The 16,943-nt window shown below is 63.2% G+C and carries 17 protein-coding genes; 8 read left to right on the top strand and 9 right to left on the bottom strand.

Annotation, left to right across the window (positions count from 1 at the left end; genetic code table 11):
• Positions 1-56 precede the first annotated feature (56 nt).
• Positions 57-977, bottom strand: coding sequence for a polyphosphate kinase 2 (ppk2, locus tag X743_RS138140; protein ID WP_023769388.1), 921 nt, complete (start codon positions 975-977; stop codon positions 57-59).
• 314 nt (positions 978-1,291) lie between these two features.
• Here ppk2 and X743_RS138145 point away from each other — a divergent pair, with 314 nt between their 5' ends.
• On the top strand, positions 1,292-2,335 hold the full coding sequence (locus X743_RS138145) for an aldo/keto reductase (RefSeq protein ID WP_023769387.1): 1,044 nt from the start codon (positions 1,292-1,294) through the stop codon (positions 2,333-2,335).
• A gap of 13 nt (positions 2,336-2,348) precedes the next feature.
• Here X743_RS138145 and X743_RS138150 read toward each other — a convergent pair whose 3' ends face one another.
• From X743_RS138150 to X743_RS138165, 4 genes are all read right to left on the bottom strand, one after another.
• The gene (locus X743_RS138150) at positions 2,349-3,320 is read right to left on the bottom strand and encodes a glycosyl transferase family 90 (RefSeq protein ID WP_023769386.1); all 972 of its coding nucleotides are present in this window, start codon (positions 3,318-3,320) and stop codon (positions 2,349-2,351) included.
• 157 nt (positions 3,321-3,477) lie between these two features.
• A complete protein-coding gene (locus tag X743_RS138155; RefSeq protein WP_023769385.1) occupies positions 3,478-4,449 on the bottom strand; it encodes a glycosyl transferase family 90 in 972 nt (323 codons plus the stop codon).
• Positions 4,450-4,862: 413 nt separating this feature from the next.
• Positions 4,863-5,096, bottom strand: coding sequence for a DUF982 domain-containing protein (locus tag X743_RS138160; RefSeq protein WP_245264359.1), 234 nt, complete (start codon positions 5,094-5,096; stop codon positions 4,863-4,865).
• Between the two features lie 132 nt (positions 5,097-5,228).
• Entirely contained in the window at positions 5,229-5,894 is a 666-nt protein-coding gene (locus tag X743_RS138165; RefSeq protein WP_023769383.1) for a GntR family transcriptional regulator, read from the bottom strand.
• A 116-nt stretch (positions 5,895-6,010) separates the two neighbouring features.
• On the opposite strand from X743_RS138165, the gene X743_RS138170 reads away from it, so the two are divergent.
• Both X743_RS138170 and X743_RS138175 read left to right on the top strand, forming a co-directional pair.
• Positions 6,011-7,264, top strand: a complete 1,254-nt coding sequence (locus tag X743_RS138170; RefSeq protein WP_023769382.1) for an MFS transporter — start codon at positions 6,011-6,013, stop codon at positions 7,262-7,264.
• A 39-nt stretch (positions 7,265-7,303) separates the two neighbouring features.
• Positions 7,304-7,669 (top strand): DUF423 domain-containing protein, encoded by a 366-nt coding sequence (locus X743_RS138175; RefSeq protein ID WP_013896017.1) that lies wholly within the window; start codon positions 7,304-7,306, stop codon positions 7,667-7,669.
• A gap of 12 nt (positions 7,670-7,681) precedes the next feature.
• Here X743_RS138175 and X743_RS1000000173125 read toward each other — a convergent pair whose 3' ends face one another.
• On the bottom strand, positions 7,682-7,831 hold the full coding sequence (locus X743_RS1000000173125) for a hypothetical protein (protein WP_013896018.1): 150 nt from the start codon (positions 7,829-7,831) through the stop codon (positions 7,682-7,684).
• A 372-nt stretch (positions 7,832-8,203) separates the two neighbouring features.
• Between X743_RS1000000173125 and X743_RS138180 the strand changes: the two genes are divergently transcribed.
• Positions 8,204-9,280: a substrate-binding domain-containing protein gene (locus X743_RS138180; protein ID WP_023769381.1), complete on the top strand. Its 1,077-nt coding sequence runs from the start codon at positions 8,204-8,206 to the stop codon at positions 9,278-9,280.
• Positions 9,281-9,295: 15 nt separating this feature from the next.
• Here the strand turns inward: X743_RS138180 and X743_RS138185 are convergent, their stop codons facing one another.
• Positions 9,296-10,489 carry an OpgC family protein gene (locus X743_RS138185; RefSeq protein WP_023769380.1) on the bottom strand — a complete coding sequence of 398 codons (1,194 nt, stop codon included), beginning with the start codon at positions 10,487-10,489 and terminating at the stop codon, positions 9,296-9,298.
• 202 nt (positions 10,490-10,691) lie between these two features.
• Here X743_RS138185 and X743_RS138190 point away from each other — a divergent pair, with 202 nt between their 5' ends.
• On the top strand, positions 10,692-11,372 hold the full coding sequence (locus X743_RS138190; protein ID WP_023769379.1) for an alpha/beta hydrolase: 681 nt from the start codon (positions 10,692-10,694) through the stop codon (positions 11,370-11,372).
• Between the two features lie 80 nt (positions 11,373-11,452).
• Here the strand turns inward: X743_RS138190 and sthA are convergent, their stop codons facing one another.
• A complete protein-coding gene (gene sthA, locus X743_RS138195; protein WP_023769378.1) occupies positions 11,453-12,841 on the bottom strand; it encodes a Si-specific NAD(P)(+) transhydrogenase in 1,389 nt (462 codons plus the stop codon).
• Positions 12,842-13,051: 210 nt separating this feature from the next.
• Between sthA and X743_RS138200 the strand changes: the two genes are divergently transcribed.
• From X743_RS138200 to X743_RS138210, 3 genes are all read left to right on the top strand, one after another.
• Positions 13,052-13,522 (top strand): RDD family protein, encoded by a 471-nt coding sequence (locus X743_RS138200; protein WP_023769377.1) that lies wholly within the window; start codon positions 13,052-13,054, stop codon positions 13,520-13,522.
• Positions 13,523-13,660: 138 nt separating this feature from the next.
• Positions 13,661-14,425 carry an arginyltransferase gene (locus tag X743_RS138205; RefSeq protein WP_023769376.1) on the top strand — a complete coding sequence of 255 codons (765 nt, stop codon included), beginning with the start codon at positions 13,661-13,663 and terminating at the stop codon, positions 14,423-14,425.
• 128 nt (positions 14,426-14,553) lie between these two features.
• Positions 14,554-15,450, top strand: coding sequence for a DMT family transporter (locus X743_RS138210; protein ID WP_023769375.1), 897 nt, complete (start codon positions 14,554-14,556; stop codon positions 15,448-15,450).
• 35 nt (positions 15,451-15,485) lie between these two features.
• Here X743_RS138210 and X743_RS138215 read toward each other — a convergent pair whose 3' ends face one another.
• Complete coding sequence (locus X743_RS138215; RefSeq protein ID WP_023769374.1) at positions 15,486-16,700, bottom strand: AI-2E family transporter; 1,215 nt, start codon at positions 16,698-16,700, stop codon at positions 15,486-15,488.
• Between the last annotated feature and the right edge of the window lie 243 nt (positions 16,701-16,943).

Genomic DNA, 16,943 nt, shown 5'->3' with positions numbered 1-16,943 from the left:
CTCATCCGCCTGCCGGCACCTTCTCCCCGTATAGTGACGGGGAGAAGGAAGAACCCTCAATACTTCTCCGGCACGTAGAGTTCGCGCGGCAGAACCTGGCGCTCGTATTCCGGATTGAAGACGCGCTCCGGCAGCGTGATCTCCTCGTGCGGCACCTCTTCATACGGCAGTTGCTTCAGCAGATGATCGATGCAGTTCAGCCGCGCGCGCTTCTTGTCGTTGCCTTCGACGATGAACCAGGGCGCCTCGGGAATGTTGGTGCGGGCGAAGGTTTCTTCCTTGGCCTTGGTGTACTGTTCCCAGCGCACGCGCGACTGCAGGTCCATCGGTGACAGCTTCCACTGCTTCATCGGGTCATGGATGCGCATCAGGAAGCGCATCTGCTGCTCCTCGTCGGTGATCGAGAACCAGTATTTGACCACCGTGATGCCCGAGCGCACCAGCATGCGCTCGAACTCCGGCACGTCGTGGAAGAACTCCTCGACCTGCTCCGGTTCGGCAAAACCCATCACCCGTTCGACGCCGGAACGGTTGTACCAGGAGCGGTCGAACAGCACGATCTCGCCACCGGCCGGCAGATGCGGGACGTAGCGCTGGAAATACCACTGCGATTTCTCGCGCTCGGTCGGTGCCGGCAGTGCCACGACGCGGCAGATGCGCGGATTGAGCCGCTGGGTGATGCGCTTGATGACGCCGCCCTTGCCGGCGGAGTCGCGGCCCTCGAAAATCACCACCAGCTTCTTCCTGTGATAGGCGACCCACGACTGCAGCTTGATCAGCTCCGACTGCAAGGTGATCAGGTCGCGGAAATATTGCATGCGGTCGATCGATGGCGGATGGGAGTTCTTGTAGATCTTGGCGATCTCCATCGACAGCGCCGGTTCCGACATTTCGAGCTCATAGTCTTCGTCGAGCGTATCGGCGAGCTCGGCTTCGAGCCAGTCTTTTGCAGGGGAATTCTGTCTCAGCTCGGTCATATCAGTTGCTCCGCGTGCAAGTCTGTCGGTCCACGTCCCTGCTGGCCCGCGGCCTGGAACGGAACACCTTAGCCGAATTCAATATAGGCCGGCAGTGACGGTTTTATTGCAGCCCGAGCGCGATCGCCGGCGCTGCAAATCCCGCGAGATATGATCGATCGTCGTCCTGGCATGGCGACAAGCGGACCGAATTGTCCTACAAATCTCCGGTCGCATTCCGGGCTGCCCTTTCGCGCCGCCCCAATTCAACACGGCCCCAATTCAACACGGCTCCGGTTCAACACGGCCAATTCAACACAATCGCGAGGACTGACATGGAATACCGCACTCTCGGCCGTTCCGGCCTGAAGGTTTCGACACTGACCATGGGCACCATGACCTTCGGCGGCGCCGGCCCGTTCTCCGCTGTCGGCAAGACCGATCTTCCGGAGGCCAAGCGGATGATCGACATGTGCATCGATGCCGGCATCAATCTTCTCGACACCGCCAATGTCTATTCGAACGGCATCTCGGAAGAGATCATTGGCGAAGCACTCGGCGGCAAGCGCAAGAGCGACGTGCTGATCGCCTCCAAGGCGAGGATGCGGATCGGCAAGGGACCCAACGACGAAGGCCTGTCGCGCTATCACCTGATCCGCGAATGCGAGAGGAGCCTGAAGCGGCTCAAGACCGATGTCATCGACATCTATTTCCTGCATGAATGGGACGGCCTGACGCCACTCGAGGAAACCATCGCCGCGCTCGACACGTTGGTCGGCCAAGGCAAGATCCGCTATGTGGGCTGCTCCAACTACTCTGGCTGGCAGGTGATGAAGGGGCTTGCCGTCAGCGACAGCCACCACCAGCCGCGTTTTGTCACCCAGCAAATCCACTACACGCTGGAGGCGCGCGAGGCAGAGTATGAATTGCTGCCGATCTCGGTCGACCAGGGGCTCGGCGTGCTGGTGTGGAGCCCGCTTGCCGGCGGCTTGCTATCCGGCAAATACCGCCGCGACAGCCCCACTGCCCGACAGCTCGCCGGCTGGTCCGAGCCGCCGATCCGGGACGAAGACCGGCTTTGGCGGATCGTCGACGTGCTGGTCGAAATCGGCAAGGCCCGGGGTGTTTCCGCGGCGCAGGTGGCCCTTGCCTGGCTGCTCGGCCGCCCCGCCGTCTCCTCCCTGGTGATCGGCGCCCGCAACGATGCCCAGCTCAAGGATAATCTCGCAGCCGCAGCCCTGGAACTCAGTGCCGACGAACGCCAGCGCCTCGACGCGGTCAGCCGGCCGCCTTTGCTCTACCCCTACTGGCACCAGCAACTGACGGCAAAGGATCGCTTCGGCCCCGCCGACACGGTTCTCGACCGCAGCGCCATCTGACGGACATCAGGTTCTAGCCCCCGATGAACCGCCAGAGTTCGGGATAGGGTTCGAGCTGGCCGCTGAGCACGAAATATTTGTAGAGCACGAGCAGGGAGATCGCCTGCTCGTCTCGCTGGTTGGAGAACTTGCGGCAATGCGCATTGGCCGCGAGGACGATGCGCTCCGCCGCGGCCGGGTGCCGTTCGAAATAGCTTGTCTTTTCGGCCAGATCGGCGAAATCCGGATCGAGCGGCACATAGTGGACATTGGCCTCGAGCTGGCTCTCCCTGAACCACGTCTCGTAGGTCGGCGGCGGCATCAGGCAGAGCGAGTTCGAATTCATGATCCACTTCAGATTGGTCGCCACGTCATTGCCCTCCAGCGAGACGATGTAGCGATAGCGCAGGTGCTGGGCGATGCTGAGAAAGGGCTTGCTGTACTTTGCCGGCGCGTTCGGCTTGTGCGAGCCCGCATCGCAGAACGGCAAGTCGCGCACGGCATCCAGAAACCTTGTCCTGAGCGGATTGTTGAGATCGCCACGCCAGACCACGGCCGGCAATTTGTCGGCGAAGGCAACCGTGTCGACAGGCATGTAGAAGTGGCGGAACTTGTTGAACTTCATGAGCACCGCATTGTCGTTGTCGGCCCGGATCGGGCGATCCTTGACGAATGACGGCACCTTGGGCACCTCGATGACGTCGCCAAACTCCAGGTCGAGGCGCAGTCCGGCATCGAAGTAACGGGCAAATTCCTTCAGGTCGTAGTAATACATGCTGCGTGTCGACGGCAGGCTGTCGATACGGACGGCATCGGGGCTGGGCGAGAACGTGTCGTGCAGTTTGTTGTAGTCGTTCAATCGTTGTCGGACGGCCTCATCGGAGAGCCTGGCCTGCTCAAGGCGACCTGCCAGCCGTCGTCGGAAGATTGCCTGTGGTGCGACATCGCGGATGACATTTCGCGCATAGTAGAAAACCTTTTGGGTCGTTCGCTGTATGGTGGCCATCGTTCTCTGATCAAAACAAGCGCCAGCAAACGCACGACAGCCGGAATAGTTCCTCGCCGCGCTCCCGCTTGGTCGTGTCAGAGATTTCGCAAAATGGGCGGCGCCTCCAAATGGTAACGGCGCGCTTGGCCACAGGGGCCGGCTATGTCGCCGGCAACTATCCCGTTATGTAGCGCCAGACATCGGCATCCGCCTTGATCTGGCCGCTGAGCACGAAATATTTGTAGAGCACCAGCAGGGAGATCGCCTGTTCGGTCTGCTCATTGTCGAATATCCGGCAATAGGCGTTCGCGGCTGCGACGATGCGTTCGGCCTTCGCCGGGTGCCGCTCGAAAAAGGCCACATGTTCAGCAAGGTCGGAGAAGTCCGCTGCGAGCGGCACATAGTGGACGTTGGCTTCGAGCTGCCGCTCCGCGAACCATGTCTCGTATGTCGGAGGCGGCATCAAGCAGAGTGACTTCGAGTTCAATATCCATTTGAGATTAGTCGCCACGTCGTTGCCTTCGAGCGAAACGATGTAGCGATAGCGCTGGTGCTGGCTGATGGTGAGAAAGGGCTTGGCATACTCTGCCGGCGCGTTGGGCTTGTGCGAGCCGGCGTCGCAGAACGGCAGGTCGCGCGCCGCTTCCAGAAACCGTGTCCTGATCGGATTGTTGAGATCGCCACGCCAGACCACGGCCGGCAGCTTGTCGGCGAACGGGATCGTATCGGCCGGCATCTGGAAATGGCGAAACTTGTCGAGCTTCATGATGACCGCGTTGCTGTCGTCGTCACGGATCGGCCGATCCTTGACGATCGAAGGCACCTTCGGCACCTTCATGACGTCTCCGAACTCGACGTCGATCAGCAAGCCGGGATCGAAGTAGCGGGCAAACTCCTTCAGGTCGTAATAATACATGGTCGGAGTGAAGGGCAGCTCGCTGATGCGCACGGCCTTTGCGCTTGGCGTGAAATCATCCTGCAGCTTGTTGTAGTAATTCAGCCGCCGGCGCGCCGGCTCGCCGGAAAGCCTGGCCGTTTCGAGACGAGCGACCAGCCTGCGTCGAAACAGGGCTTGGGGAATGATGTCGCGCGCGACGTTTCGCGCATAATAGAACACCCTCGCCGTCGTCCGCGCAATTGTGGCCATGGTTCACTTGATCAAAACAAACAGGCAGCTCTCAATTCGTTGGCGCCCCGACGCTTCCTACACCATTGTGCTGCGCATCTGGCAAGCCCTCCCAACCGCGGAAGCGAACGCCGCGGTACTTTTGCCTCGGCTGTTGTGTTTGGCGGCTAATGCTCCTAGGCAAGGTTTGAGCCGCAAGGCAGGTCAAAAAGGAGCCGATATGGCGCGAGCACCAAACTACGATCAGGAACGCAAGGAACGCGACCGGCAGAAAGCAGCCAAGAAGGCCGAAAAGCAGGCCGCCAAGGTCGCCGCGCGGGAACGGTCTAAGCCGGAGACCGAGACCGACACCGAAACAGAGGAATNTGGCCCGTCTCAATCCCGATTGGCCCGTCTCAATCCCGATTGGCCCGTCTCAATCCGATTGGATTGCGTCAAGCGGGCGCCTTGTCGCTGACGAAAACGTCGACCTCACGCGCCGCCGCGATGAAGGCACGCCTGGCATTCATGGCCGGCTTGTCGCCGGCCAGCGCGTCATGACAGGCCTGCAGCGCTGCGCGGTGCTTGGGGCTGCGCTTGCCGGGCCAGCTGTTGAGGAGGTAATCGGAAGCCTCCCGGGCCGAACGCAAGAGCTGAGTGCTTCCCGCCGTGACGGACTTGACGGTCACGGGTGTTTCAAATCGGTTGTTTTCCATTCGCCGCTCTTACGCCATCGGCATCCATGAAGCGAGGCCGAAAGTGCGCTTTGTGTCGGGACGCCGCCGTTTCGCGGCGATTGCCCCCGCCTTGTGCAGGCCGCGCTAAGCAGCGACCACGGCAAAACCCCTGGCGCGAAGCCCACGTCTATCGTTGGCGAGCGACGTCACCAGCCGGTCACGGCTGCCAACGATGTGGGCTGAAAGCCGGCGGGCTGCTTCATCGGCATCGCCAAGGCGTGTTGCCGCCAGGATGGCGCGATGCTCGGCCCAGGCGCGGCCAAGGGCGGCTTCGTCGCGAACCTCCAGCCAGCGGGCGCGCGACAGCCGCGTCATGGCATCGCGAACGGCGCGGAACAGGAATTCATTGCCCGACAGGCGCGCCAGCTCGATGTGAAAGTCCATGCCAACGCGATGCCACTCCTCGCGCGGCGTGCTTTCGTCGCAGGAATCGAGCATCGCCTCGATGACATCGATGGCATTCCCGTCGACGTGCGTGCATGTCAGCCGCAGAGCCGCGACCTCGACCGCTTCGCGATAGACCGCGATCTGCTCGAGCTTGGCAAGGTTGATGGGCGACACCGTCCAGCCGCGCCCGTCCCTGCTGACCAGCCCCTCGGTCTCCAGCCGCAGAAGCGCTGCCCTGACCGGCGTGCGCGAGGCGCCGAAGCGACCTTCGATCCAACGCTCCGTCAGCCGCTCCCCCGGCCCAACCTCAAGCCCAAGGATCATCTCGCGCAACCGCCGTTCGACATTCTGCATCTGCGACATCGCGCTCGCCTTTCCGAAGCCGCATTGACAGCAGCGGGGTTGAAGTTCATGACGTATACCGCATTGGTATCCCAGAACGGTATCCGCAACAAGCGCTGTTATCGAGCAGGCAGGACATGACACAGGAAGACACCCGACAAAGCGGCTACAACATCCACTGGCGGCGCAATCTCGCCGTCTGCTTCGCGGGCTCGTTCAGTACGCTCATCGCCATGACCCTGCTGCTGCCTTTCCTGCCGCTCTATGTCGAACAGCTCGGCGCGCAGGGACATGCGGCCATCGTGCAGTGGTCCGGCATCGCCTATGGCGCCACCTTCTTCGCCGCTGCCATGGTTGCGCCGCTGTGGGGACGCCTGGGCGACCGCTACGGCCGCAAGGTGATGCTGGTGCGCGCCAGTTTCGGCATGGCGATCTGCATGTCGCTGACAGGCATGGTCGAAACGGTCTGGCAATTGGTGTTGCTGCGCCTGCTGATCGGTTTTGCCGGCGGCTATTCCTCGGGTTCGACCATATTGGTGGCCATGCAGACGCCCAAGGACCGCTCTGGCTGGGCGCTCGGCGTGCTGTCGGCGGGGATCACGGCGGGCTCGCTGGTCGGCCCCCTGCTCGGCGGCGCCTTACCGCCGGTCATCGGCATCCGCGCCACCTTCCTGTTGTCCGGCGGCGTCATCTTCCTCGCCTTCCTGGCCACCACCTTCCTGATCAAGGAGACCCCCCGCCCGAAGCCAGCCAAAGCCGCTTCGTCGGCAAAGGCGAAGAGCGGCTGGTCGCAGATCCCGGACAAACGTCCGGTCGTGGCGATGCTGACAACCGGTATGCTGCTTGCGTTCGCCACCATGTCGATCGAGCCGATCATCACCGTCTATGTCCAGCAGCTCATCGAGGACCAGAGCCGAGTGACGCTGGTCGCCGGCGTGGTGATGTCGGCGGCGGCTCTCGGCACCATCCTGTCGGCCTCCTGGCTCGGCAAGCTCGCCGACCGCGTCGGTCACTGGAACGTCGTCGTGGGTGCGCTCGCTGTCTCGGCCCTGCTGCTCATTCCGCAGGCTTTCGTCACCGACAGCAGGCAATTGATAGGACTGCGCTTCCTGATGGGTCTGGCGCTTGGCGGCCTGCTGCCCTGCATCACCAGCGTCATCCGCCACAACGTCCCCGACGGCGTCGGCGGCAACGTGCTTGGCCTGGCGATTTCGGCGCAATATGTCGGGCAGGTCGCCGGACCCTTGACCGGCGGCTTCGTCGGCGGCCACTTCGGCATGCCGGCGGTGTTTCTCGGCACATCGGTGCTGATGGCTGGCGGCGCCGTCTACAACTGGATTGTCCAGTCGCGGCGGACACGGCATATGCTGCTGGAGGCGGGCGAGCCCTGAGGGATTCGCCCAAGTCAGCAATCGAAGGGCCACGCTATCATGAGTCTCGCTGAATCCAACGCCAGCCGCATCCTCGTGCTTGCCGGCGGTCTCGTCGGTGCGGCAGGTGTGGCACTGTCGGCGGCGGCCGCGCACCGTGGCGGCGCCTTTACCGGCACGGCCGCATCGTTCCTCCTGATGCACGCACCGGTGTTTCTCGCCGTCGGCCTTGCCGGTGCGAACCGCTTGCTGCGGATGGCCAGCTTGGCCCTGCTTGTCGGGCTCGTGCTTTTCGCGGGCGATCTGCTCGCCCGCGACTTTCTCGGATCGAGACTGTTTCCGATGTCGGCGCCGATCGGCGGCACCCTGCTCATCGCAGGCTGGCTGGCGATTGCCGCCTCCGCCTTGGTGCGCCCAAGATCCTGAGATGCCGAACGGTCAGTCCCGGTGACGTTCGGATCGGACCCAAAGGTCGCGACCGCGCGAGGCTAGCCTTGTCCGGCGCGGCGCCTCGGGCCGCTCGGCGGCCGGCGCGATGCCCCAATAGTTGCGATAGATGTCTTCGAACAGATGCTTGACGGGATGCATGGTTTTTCTCTCTCTTGAATTGAATCGATCCAATCGGTGAGCACAAAAAGGCTGCGCCGATCAGCTCCGCTTGCGTTCCACCAGAAAGCGAAGGTCCCGAATCCATGGGCCGGCATGATTTCGACGTCTGGACCTGCTGGAGGCCGGCGCAACGCTCCAGTCGTTGCGATAGATGTCTTGAAAAAGATAGTTGACGGGATGCATGACGCAACCTCCCCTTCGGTCGTTTCGCCAGCTTGAATCTGCCGGCTTGGATCGATTCAAACATAGGCCTTCGGCCGCCGTTGGTCAAGCAGAATTTGAATCGATCCAACGAAAGTGCTAGATGCAAGCCCGGAACGTGCTAAATGCATGTCAGGAGGCACGCGCAAAATGGCGTCACTCACCGCAGGCAATCGACGACCCGTCCGGCTGGCCGACATCGCCAAGGCCGCAGGTGTCTCGCATGGCACCGCGTCCAATGTCTTCAGCCGCCCCGAGATCGTGCGCGAGGAAGTCCGCGAACGGGTCAAGGCGGCTGCCGAGGCGATGGGCTATGGCGGCCCGGATCCGAAGGGCCGGCTGCTGCGGGCCGGCAAAGTCAATGCCATCGGCGTGGCCACCGCCGAGCCCCTCTCCTACTTCTTCGACGATCCCTTCGCGCGCGTCATGATGGCGGGCATCTCGCAGGCCTGCGACGCAACCGGGGCCGGGATTTCCCTGGTCTCGGCCGCCAACAACGAACAGCTTGCCTGGAACATCCAGAGCGCGCTGGTCGACGGCTTCATCGTCTTCTGCATCGAAGGCGGCTCGCGCCTGGTGGAACTGGCACGCGAGCGTAAACTGCCGTTCGTGGCGCTCGATCTGGATTCGCAGGACGGTTCGGTCGCGGCGATCGGCGTCGACAACATCGCCGGCGCCGGCCTGGCGGCGCGCCATCTCACCGATCTCGGACATCGCCGCTTTGCCGTCCTGGCGCTGCCTTTCGCCGACGACAGGACAGGTCTTGTGTCGCCCGAGCAGGTTCGCGCCGCGACCTATGCGGGGACGCGCGACCGCCTCACCGGTTATCTCCAGGAGCTTTCGCGGGTTGGCGTCGACATATCCAAAGTGCCCGTCTACGAGACCGCCAACGATGCGGCCACCACGAAAGCGGGGCTTGAAGCCATCTTCGCTTCCGGCGAGCCGCCAACGGCCATCCTGGCGATGTCCGACAGGACAGCCCTGGCGGCGCTCGAATGGCTGAGCGCGCGCGGGCTGGCCGTGCCCGGCGACGTTTCCGTCATCGGCTTCGACGGCGTCCCGGAAGCGGCGACGTCCAAGCCGCCCTTGACCACGATCGCCCAGCCCATCGCCGAGATCGGCCGCCTTGCCGTCAAGGCGATCCTGGAGAGCGACGGCAGGGTCAGCCGGCAGCTTTTGCCTGTCGAACTGATCGTGCGGGCCTCGTCGGCTCCGCCACGCGGCTGAGCCGCGCGGCCAAGCTCAGCGATTGGCTCTCGCCACGGCGGAGATGCCGAAAGGCGCGCGGACCGGCGCGACGTCCTTTTGCGTCGCGCGGGCTTTGCCCGATCCTGCGATGGTCGACAGCCATTCGAGATAGAAGGCGAGCGCGAACTGGATGGCGATGCCGGCCGATAACAGCAGGCTATCATAGACGAGCCCGCCCGGATTGATCAGCCTCATCACCTGGGCGAGCATGGCAATCAGCGTGCCGGCGATGAAGACCGGAAGCGAGCGCTTGCCCAGTATCGCAAGCGGATGGTCGGGGCTGGTCCGGAACAGGCCGGAGAGCGCCGGCAGGGCAACGACGAGATAGCTGACCGCCAGGATGTGCAACAGCCGCGGCAGCGACAGGAAGGTCTTGTCGAAGCCGCCGATCACCACGGGCAGCTTGAACCAGGTTATCTGCCCCCACAGCGGACTGTGCACCCAGACCAGCGCCGTCAGCACATAGGCCGCGGCGGCGCCGACCAGCCAGCGATTGACCGGGATGACACCGCCACGCCTGACATGCAGCATGGCGGCCAGGCCGATGTTGAACAGGAACTGCCAGGACAGCGGGTTCAGGAACCAGAAGCCAGGCTCGGGATAGTTGGGCGGGGCGATCTGCCAGATGCCGGCGACGAGCCATAGCCCACCGGACACGACAAGTGCGGCGACGGGCCTGTAGCTGACGAACAGGACGAAGGCCGGCGCCATCAAAAGCAGCACGGCATAGACAGGCAGGATGTTGTTGTAGCCAAGCTGATGGCCGAGCGTGACGATACCGACCAGCACTTCCGGCGGGTTCTTCATCAGCGGCTCGATGTTGATCAGCTTCAGCAGGTCCGGCCGCCTGGCAAACACCGCCACGGCGCAGAACAGGGCCATCACCGCCATGGTCGTCACGATGTGGGTGACGTAGAGCACACCCGCCCGCCGCCACATCTTCAAGGTTGCGAGAAGCCGGCCGCCCTGCCGGAATTTCGTGCCGTAGGCGAGCGCGACCGAGATGCCGGATATCAGCACGAACGCTTCGGCGGCGTCCGAGAAACCGAAATTCTTGTAGGTCAGGACCTCGAAAGCCGTGCCCGGCACATGGTCGACGAAGATGGTGAGCAAGGCTAGCGCGCGCAGTACATCGATACGCGTATCGCGTTCCGGCGAAATGGGGGCCGGCGAAATGGGGGTGGTCATCGACAAAAGGCCTCAAAGCTGGTTGTTCATGTCCAGCAATGCGACCCCCGGGGCGCACCGCTTCGATTCCTCCCAGGGGAGTGTATCGGCGCAGAAACGGGCTGGAATGCGCCCGGTTCAATCAACTTTCGCGGAGCATGAAAATATTGCGTTTTGAAGCCGGCAAATTCAGCGAAACCTCATATAATCAAGAGGATGCGGAATGATGGGCGACAGCGTCGAAAACGGCCCGCTGCTCATGGATCTGGCCTTTCCCTACCGGCTTCTGGGTGCCGGCGGGAGCCGCCGTGAATGCCTGTTCCTGCTCCATGGTTCCGGTGTCGACGAGACCACCCTGGTGCCGCTGGCGAGACAGATCGCGCCCGACGCCGTGCTGATCGCGGCGCGTGGCCGGATCCCCCAGGAGGACGGTTTTCGCTGGTTCGAGCGGATCACCCCGACGCGATTCGATCAGCAGAGCATCCTTGCCGAAACCGCCGCCTTCGCGGCATTCGCCGGCGAAGCGGCCAAGCGCCATGGGCTTGATCTCGCGCGGACAACATTCCTCGGCTATTCAAACGGCGCCAATCTGGTTTCAAGCCTGATGCTGCTGCATCCAGGCATCGTGCGTGGAGCGGCGCTGCTGAGGCCAATGCCCGTGCTCGAAATGCCTGTACTCGACCCGGCGCCGGCGGCGACGCTCATCGGGACGCGAACGCTGATCATCGCCGGAGCAGCCGACGAGACCTATGGGCCCTTCGCGCCGGCGCTGGTGACGCTGCTCAGCCGCCACGGCAGCGAGATCGATGCCCGGATCATTCCATCGGGCCATGAAATCGGCGATCCGGACGCGGCGATCGTCAGGCAATGGCTGGCGGGACAGGCGGCGATACAGCGAAGCTGAGGGCTTCTGTCCCGAACGGTCAGAGTGTCGATCTGCGCTCGGCCGTGCGGGCCTGCGGAATCCGCGTCGAGAGACAGCGCCTACCCCCGCCCCATCCTGTTCCAGGCATCAAGTCCGGCGATCTTGTAGGCCTCGGCAAGCGTCGGGTAATTGAAGGTGTTGTTGACGAAGAAGTCGACCGTGCCGCCGAGATTGATCACCGCCTGGCCGATGTGGATGAGTTCGGTAGCGCCCTCGCCGACGATATGCGCGCCGAGCAGGCGACGCGTTTCGATCGAGAACAACAGTTTCAGGAAGCCGGTGTTGACGCCCATGATGTGGCCGCGTGACGTCTCGCGGAAGCGCGCCACGCCAACCTCGTAAGCGGCGCCACTCTCGCGCACCTGTTCCTCCGACTGGCCGACGGTCGAGATTTCCGGCACCGCGTAGATGCCATAGGGGAATGTTTCCGGCGGCGGCGGCAATGCCACGCCGAAGGCATGGCAGGCGGCGACCCTGCCCTGCTCCATCGAAGTGGAGGCGAGACTCGGAAAGCCGATGACGTCGCCGGCGGCGTAGATGTTCGGCACGCTGGTCTGGAAGGTCTGCGGGTCGACCTTGATGCGGCCTCGGGTATCGGCATCGATGCCGACCACATCCAGCCCCAGGCTGCCGACATTGCCGGTGCGGCCGGCAGCGTAGAGCACGACCTCGGAGCGAATGGTGCGGCCATCGGCCAGTTCCACCTCGGCGGCTTCGGGCTTGGAGCGGATTTCCTTCACCGCGCTGCCCAGCCTTATCGTCATGCCGCGATCACGCATCTGATGGATGAAATCGTCGACGATTTCGCGGTCGACGAAATCGAGGAGGGAGTTGCGCGGCTCGACCAGCGTCACCGGCACGTCGAGAGCGGAAAAGATCGTGGCGTATTCGACACCGATGACGCCGGCGCCGATCACCGTCAGCGTGCGCGGCAGGCGGTCGAGTTCCAGCATCTCGTCGCTGTCGAAGACGCGGGTCTTGTCGAAGGGCACGTCGCGCGGCCGGTGCGGCCTGGTGCCGACCGCAATCAGCGCATTGGCGAAACCGACTTCGCTGTAGTCGCCATTGTCGGTCGTCAGGCTGACCTTGTTTGGACCGAGAAATTTTACCGCGGCCCGTGCGCTCTTGACCGTGTTGCGCATGAACTGGTGCTGCAGCACCTCGACCTCATGGTCGAGCGTCTTATGCAGCCGCTCGACCAGGTCGCCGACCGAAATATCCTGCTTGACCCGGTAGCCGCGTCCATAGAAGCCGCGCTCGCGCCAACCCGAGAGGTTGAGCACCGTTTCGCGCAGCGTCTTGGAAGGGATGGTGCCGGTGTGCACCGAGACGCCGCCAAGACGCCGGCCCCGATCGACCACCAGCACCGATTTGCCGAGCTTGGCGGACTGCACCGCGGCGCGGCGGCCGGAAGGGCCGCTGCCGATGACCAGCATGTCGTAGTCCATAGTGCCCCGTTCCCTTGCCCCTCGGCGCTTTGGTGCGCCGCAGCAAGCTAATGCCATTCGCGCGGCAAATTCAACCAGTTCGGCTTGCGCCAGACGCCGTTCCGTCCCCGCGCCCGCAATGAAGCCCGATCTTGATTCCGGCACGGGACTTCACCATTTCATTGTCGGGCGGCCCGCACCCTATGTCGGGCCCTGTTACGAGGAAATGACATGAACGCGCGCGTTCTCGACGGCGAAATCATCAACACCAGGCTCGATGATGTCAGGGCCTATGAAGGCGTGCGCACAAGGCGCATCCTGGCCTTCGTGCTCGACTATATCATCGTCGCGCTGCTCACCATTCCGTTCGCCATACTGGTGTTCTTCCTCGGGCTCTTGACCCTCGGCCTTGGCTGGGTGCTGTTTGGCGTCCTCGTGCCGGCCATTGCCATCCTCTACATCTGGAACACGCTGGGCAGCACCGACCAGGCCACCACGGGCATGAAGATGATGGGCATCCGCCTCGACCGGCTCGACGGCAGGCCGATCGACGGCCTCACTGCGGTCGTCCATTCCGTGCTGTTCTGGGCCGGCAACGTCATCCTGTCGCCGCTCGTCCTGCTGGTGACCCTGTTTGCCGACCGCAAGCGCACGCTGCATGACCTTTTGCTCGGCACCGTGGTCAGCCGCACCGGCCGTTGACGGCATTTTCTGGAAGCGCTACCGCCATATCGGCGCAAATGTGAAGGCGTCTGTTCGCCCACACCTTCACAATCCTGTTGAATTTTTCGCTTTCCGCGCCAAAGGTAGAGCGACTCGAAGGAGTGTTTCCAAGGCTCGATGACGCAGCACCCGACCCAGTCGCCGCAGTTCTTCCTGACCGCGCCGTCGCCGTGCCCTTACCTCGACGGTCAGTTCGAGCGCAAGGTGTTCACGCATCTGGTCGGCGACAAGGCGTCGGAGATGAACGATCTCCTGACGCAAGGCGGCTTCCGGCGCTCGCAGAACATTGCCTACAGACCGGCCTGCGAGACCTGCCGCGCCTGTGTGTCCGTGCGCATCCTCGCCCAGGAATTCACCGCCAGCCGCAACATGAAGCGCGTGCTGCAGCATAATTCCGACCTCGTCGGCGCCATGCATAATGCCGAGCCCTCGACCGAACAATATTCGCTGTTCCGCAGCTATCTCGATGCCCGCCATCGCCGCGGCGGCATGTCCGACATGACGGTGCTCGACTACGCCATGATGGTTGAGGATACCCATGTCGACACCAAGGTGATCGAGTACCGGCGCCGCGGCCCCGATACCTTCATCACCGGCAAGGGCCAGGGCGAACTCATCGCCGTGGCGCTTACCGACAAGATGGCCGACGGCCTGTCGATGGTCTATTCCTACTTCAATCCCGATTTCGAGGAGCGTTCGCTCGGCACGTTCATGATCCTCGACCACATCGCCCGCGCCAGGGCGATGGGCCTGCCCCATGTCTACCTCGGCTACTGGGTCAATGGCTCGCGCAAGATGAATTATAAGATGCGCTTCATGCCGCAGGAGCATCTCGGCCCCAAGGGCTGGGAACGCTACATCAACGAAGCGGTTTCACGCTGAGTTTTTCCACGGCCCACCCTTAAACTGTTTCAAGGCAGGGGATGCTGGTCTTTCAGCCGGTTGGCTGGAGAGAGTGCGCCATTGCACCGGCTGGCCGCCAGCCTGCATTTCATTGCGAAAGTTCCTGCATGTCCTCTCATTACGATCACCAAAAGGGTCTCTTGATAACCGCCATCGGCGGGCTCACGCTCACTGTCGACATACCGTTGATCCGCCTCGCCGACGGAGGCGCATGGACGATCATGCTGCTGCGCACCGGCACGACTTTCGTCGCGGCCATGGTCATTTGGTCGGTCTGGCGGGCACTCAGCCGAAACGCCCCGCCGCTCATCCCCGGCTGGTCCGGCCTGATCGTGGCGATATGCTACGGGCTGACGGGGATCACCTTCGTCACCGCCGTCTATCACACCTCGACCGCCGACCTGGTGTTCATCCTTGCCTTCAACACCGTGTTCGCGGGCTTGCTGTCTTGGATATTCCTGAGGGAAAGGCCACGGCTTGTGACCATCGCGGCGATGGCGATCATGATCCTCGGCGTGCTGGTCATCGTCGGCGGCTCGGTCGGCACCGGCAAGCTGTTCGGTGATTTCATGGCGCTGTGCTCGGCCTTCTTCATCGCGGTGGCCATCACCATCTCGCGCGCCAGCGGCAAGGACATGGGATTCACCTCGCTCGTCGGCGTCCTTCTGCCGCTCGCGCTGGCGGCCTTCATGGTGTCAGGCGAAGGCTTTCATGTGAACGCGCCATGGTGGATCGTCTTCAACGGCGCCGTCATCATGCCGATCTCGTTCTTCTGCCTCGCCGCCGGGCCGAAATACATTTCAGGACCGGAAGTGGCGATGTTCTACCTGCTCGAAACCGTGCTGGCGCCGGTCTGGGTGTGGATGATCTTTGCCGAGGCACCGACCCGCAACAGCCTGATCGGCGGAGCGATCCTGATCGTAACGCTGGTCGCACACTCGCTCTGGCAGCTGCATGACGGGCGCAAGCGCCGGGTCGATTTCGCGGTGCATCACCCGGTCTAGCGACAATTCGGCTTACGGCGCAAAGCCGGTCCTTATCAGGCGCTGGCTTTCTTCGCCGCATTGGATTCCGGCAGGACCTCGATTTGCGGACCGGCCTCGATTTCGGCCGCCGAATCGGCGGCCGTCTCGTCGGCCAGTTCCACCTCGCGCAGCCATTCGCGCCAGATCGCCACGAGCAGCGCCATCAGCACGGGACCGATGAACAGGCCGAGGAAACCCATGGTCTTGACGCCGCCGATGAGGCCGAAAAAGGTCGGCAGGAAGGGCAGCTTTATCGGGCCGCCGACGAGCTTCGGGCGCAATGTCTTGTCGACGATGAACAGCTCGACCGCCCCCCACAGGAACAGCGCCAGGCCGGCCATCGGCGAACCGCTGGCAGCGAGGTAGATCGAGACCAGCGTGAAGGACAGCGGTGCGCCGCCGGGTATCAGCGCCATGACGCCGGTCAGGGCGCCGAGCGTTACCGGCGATGGCACCCCGGCCAGCCAGTAGGCAATGCCCAGCACCAGCCCCTCGCCGATGGCGATAACGGTCATGCCGGTCACGGTCGAGGAGATCGTCGCCGGCACGACGCGCGAGATCCGCTCCCAGCGGGTCGGCAGGATGCGTTCGCCGAGCCGGTCGACCTGGCCGGCAAAGTGCTCGCCGTCGCGATAGGCGAAGAACAGCGCGATCATCATGAACAGCAGCGTCAGCAAGAGCCCGAAAGCACTGCCGCCGGCGGCGAGCACGCCGCGATAGATGCTGCCGATATTGGCGCCGCTGATCAACTGGATCAGCTCGCCGATGCCGCCGGGATGGCCAAAATTGTCCGTCCATTGCTCGTTCAGCCACTCACCGATGACAGGCAGCGTGGCAATCCAATGCGGTGTGGTGGCACCGTACCGATTGGTCTCGATCGCCCAGCCGACCCACTCGCGCACCTCGTTGATGGCGTAGGTTCCGGCAAGCGCGATCGGTATGACCAGGAAGGCCAGGATGAACAGGATGGCAAAGGTGGCGGCAATGGTGCGGTTGCCGCCGACGCTGGCCAGCAGGCGCCGATAGAGCGGCCAGCTGGCGAAGGCGATGACGAGCGCCGCCAGCACCGGAAACAGGAATCCGTGGAAGAAATAGACGCCGGCGGCGACGATCAGCACCAGCAGCCAGCGCGCCGCCGACAGCGGCGGAATGACCGCGGACCGCAGGGGCGTCGACAGGCCGAACAGGCGCTGCTGCCGTTCCGGTTTCTGGATTTTTGCTTCCTTCAAAACGCCCGTCTCTCCCAAACACCCCGTTATGCACGGATATAGTGCAGCAATCGTGACGATACTCCAAATGAGTTGGGGGCGCGTCTCTTCCTTCTCCCCTTGTGGGAGAAGGTGGATCGGCGCGACAGCGCCGAGACGGATGAGGGGTGCGTGACGGAGTGAGGCGTTGGCGTTCCCTGGAACACCCCTTGTGTCTCTCGAATCATGCATGATCGGGCTGACGGGTGACCCGGGTCATGACCG

Origin of the sequence: Mesorhizobium sp. LNHC232B00, from assembly GCF_000502435.1 — a bacterium.
Classification (GTDB): Bacteria; Pseudomonadota; Alphaproteobacteria; order Rhizobiales; family Rhizobiaceae; genus Mesorhizobium; species Mesorhizobium opportunistum.
Note: the sequence above shows the minus strand (reverse complement) of the source record. Positions and strands in the feature narration are given on the sequence as shown.

Excerpts from the sequence above, each read along its gene's own strand:
- X743_RS138175 (WP_013896017.1), top strand. The coding sequence starts at position 7,304 with ATGAGTCTCGCTGAATCCAACGCCAGCCGCATCCTCGTGCTTGCCGGC.
- X743_RS138155 (WP_023769385.1), bottom strand. The coding sequence starts at position 4,449 with ATGGCCACAATTGCGCGGACGACGGCGAGGGTGTTCTATTATGCGCGA.
- X743_RS138210 (WP_023769375.1), top strand. The coding sequence starts at position 14,554 with ATGTCCTCTCATTACGATCACCAAAAGGGTCTCTTGATAACCGCCATC.
- X743_RS138190 (WP_023769379.1), top strand. The coding sequence starts at position 10,692 with ATGATGGGCGACAGCGTCGAAAACGGCCCGCTGCTCATGGATCTGGCC.
- X743_RS138170 (WP_023769382.1), top strand. The coding sequence starts at position 6,011 with ATGACACAGGAAGACACCCGACAAAGCGGCTACAACATCCACTGGCGG.
- X743_RS138200 (WP_023769377.1), top strand. The coding sequence starts at position 13,052 with ATGAACGCGCGCGTTCTCGACGGCGAAATCATCAACACCAGGCTCGAT.
- X743_RS138205 (WP_023769376.1), top strand. The coding sequence starts at position 13,661 with ATGACGCAGCACCCGACCCAGTCGCCGCAGTTCTTCCTGACCGCGCCG.
- X743_RS138165 (WP_023769383.1), bottom strand. The coding sequence starts at position 5,894 with ATGTCGCAGATGCAGAATGTCGAACGGCGGTTGCGCGAGATGATCCTT.
- X743_RS138150 (WP_023769386.1), bottom strand. The coding sequence starts at position 3,320 with ATGGCCACCATACAGCGAACGACCCAAAAGGTTTTCTACTATGCGCGA.
- X743_RS1000000173125 (WP_013896018.1), bottom strand. The coding sequence starts at position 7,831 with ATGCATCCCGTCAAGCATCTGTTCGAAGACATCTATCGCAACTATTGG.
- ppk2 (WP_023769388.1), bottom strand. The coding sequence starts at position 977 with ATGACCGAGCTGAGACAGAATTCCCCTGCAAAAGACTGGCTCGAAGCC.
- X743_RS138145 (WP_023769387.1), top strand. The coding sequence starts at position 1,292 with ATGGAATACCGCACTCTCGGCCGTTCCGGCCTGAAGGTTTCGACACTG.
- X743_RS138185 (WP_023769380.1), bottom strand. The coding sequence starts at position 10,489 with ATGACCACCCCCATTTCGCCGGCCCCCATTTCGCCGGAACGCGATACG.
- X743_RS138180 (WP_023769381.1), top strand. The coding sequence starts at position 8,204 with ATGGCGTCACTCACCGCAGGCAATCGACGACCCGTCCGGCTGGCCGAC.
- sthA (WP_023769378.1), bottom strand. The coding sequence starts at position 12,841 with ATGGACTACGACATGCTGGTCATCGGCAGCGGCCCTTCCGGCCGCCGC.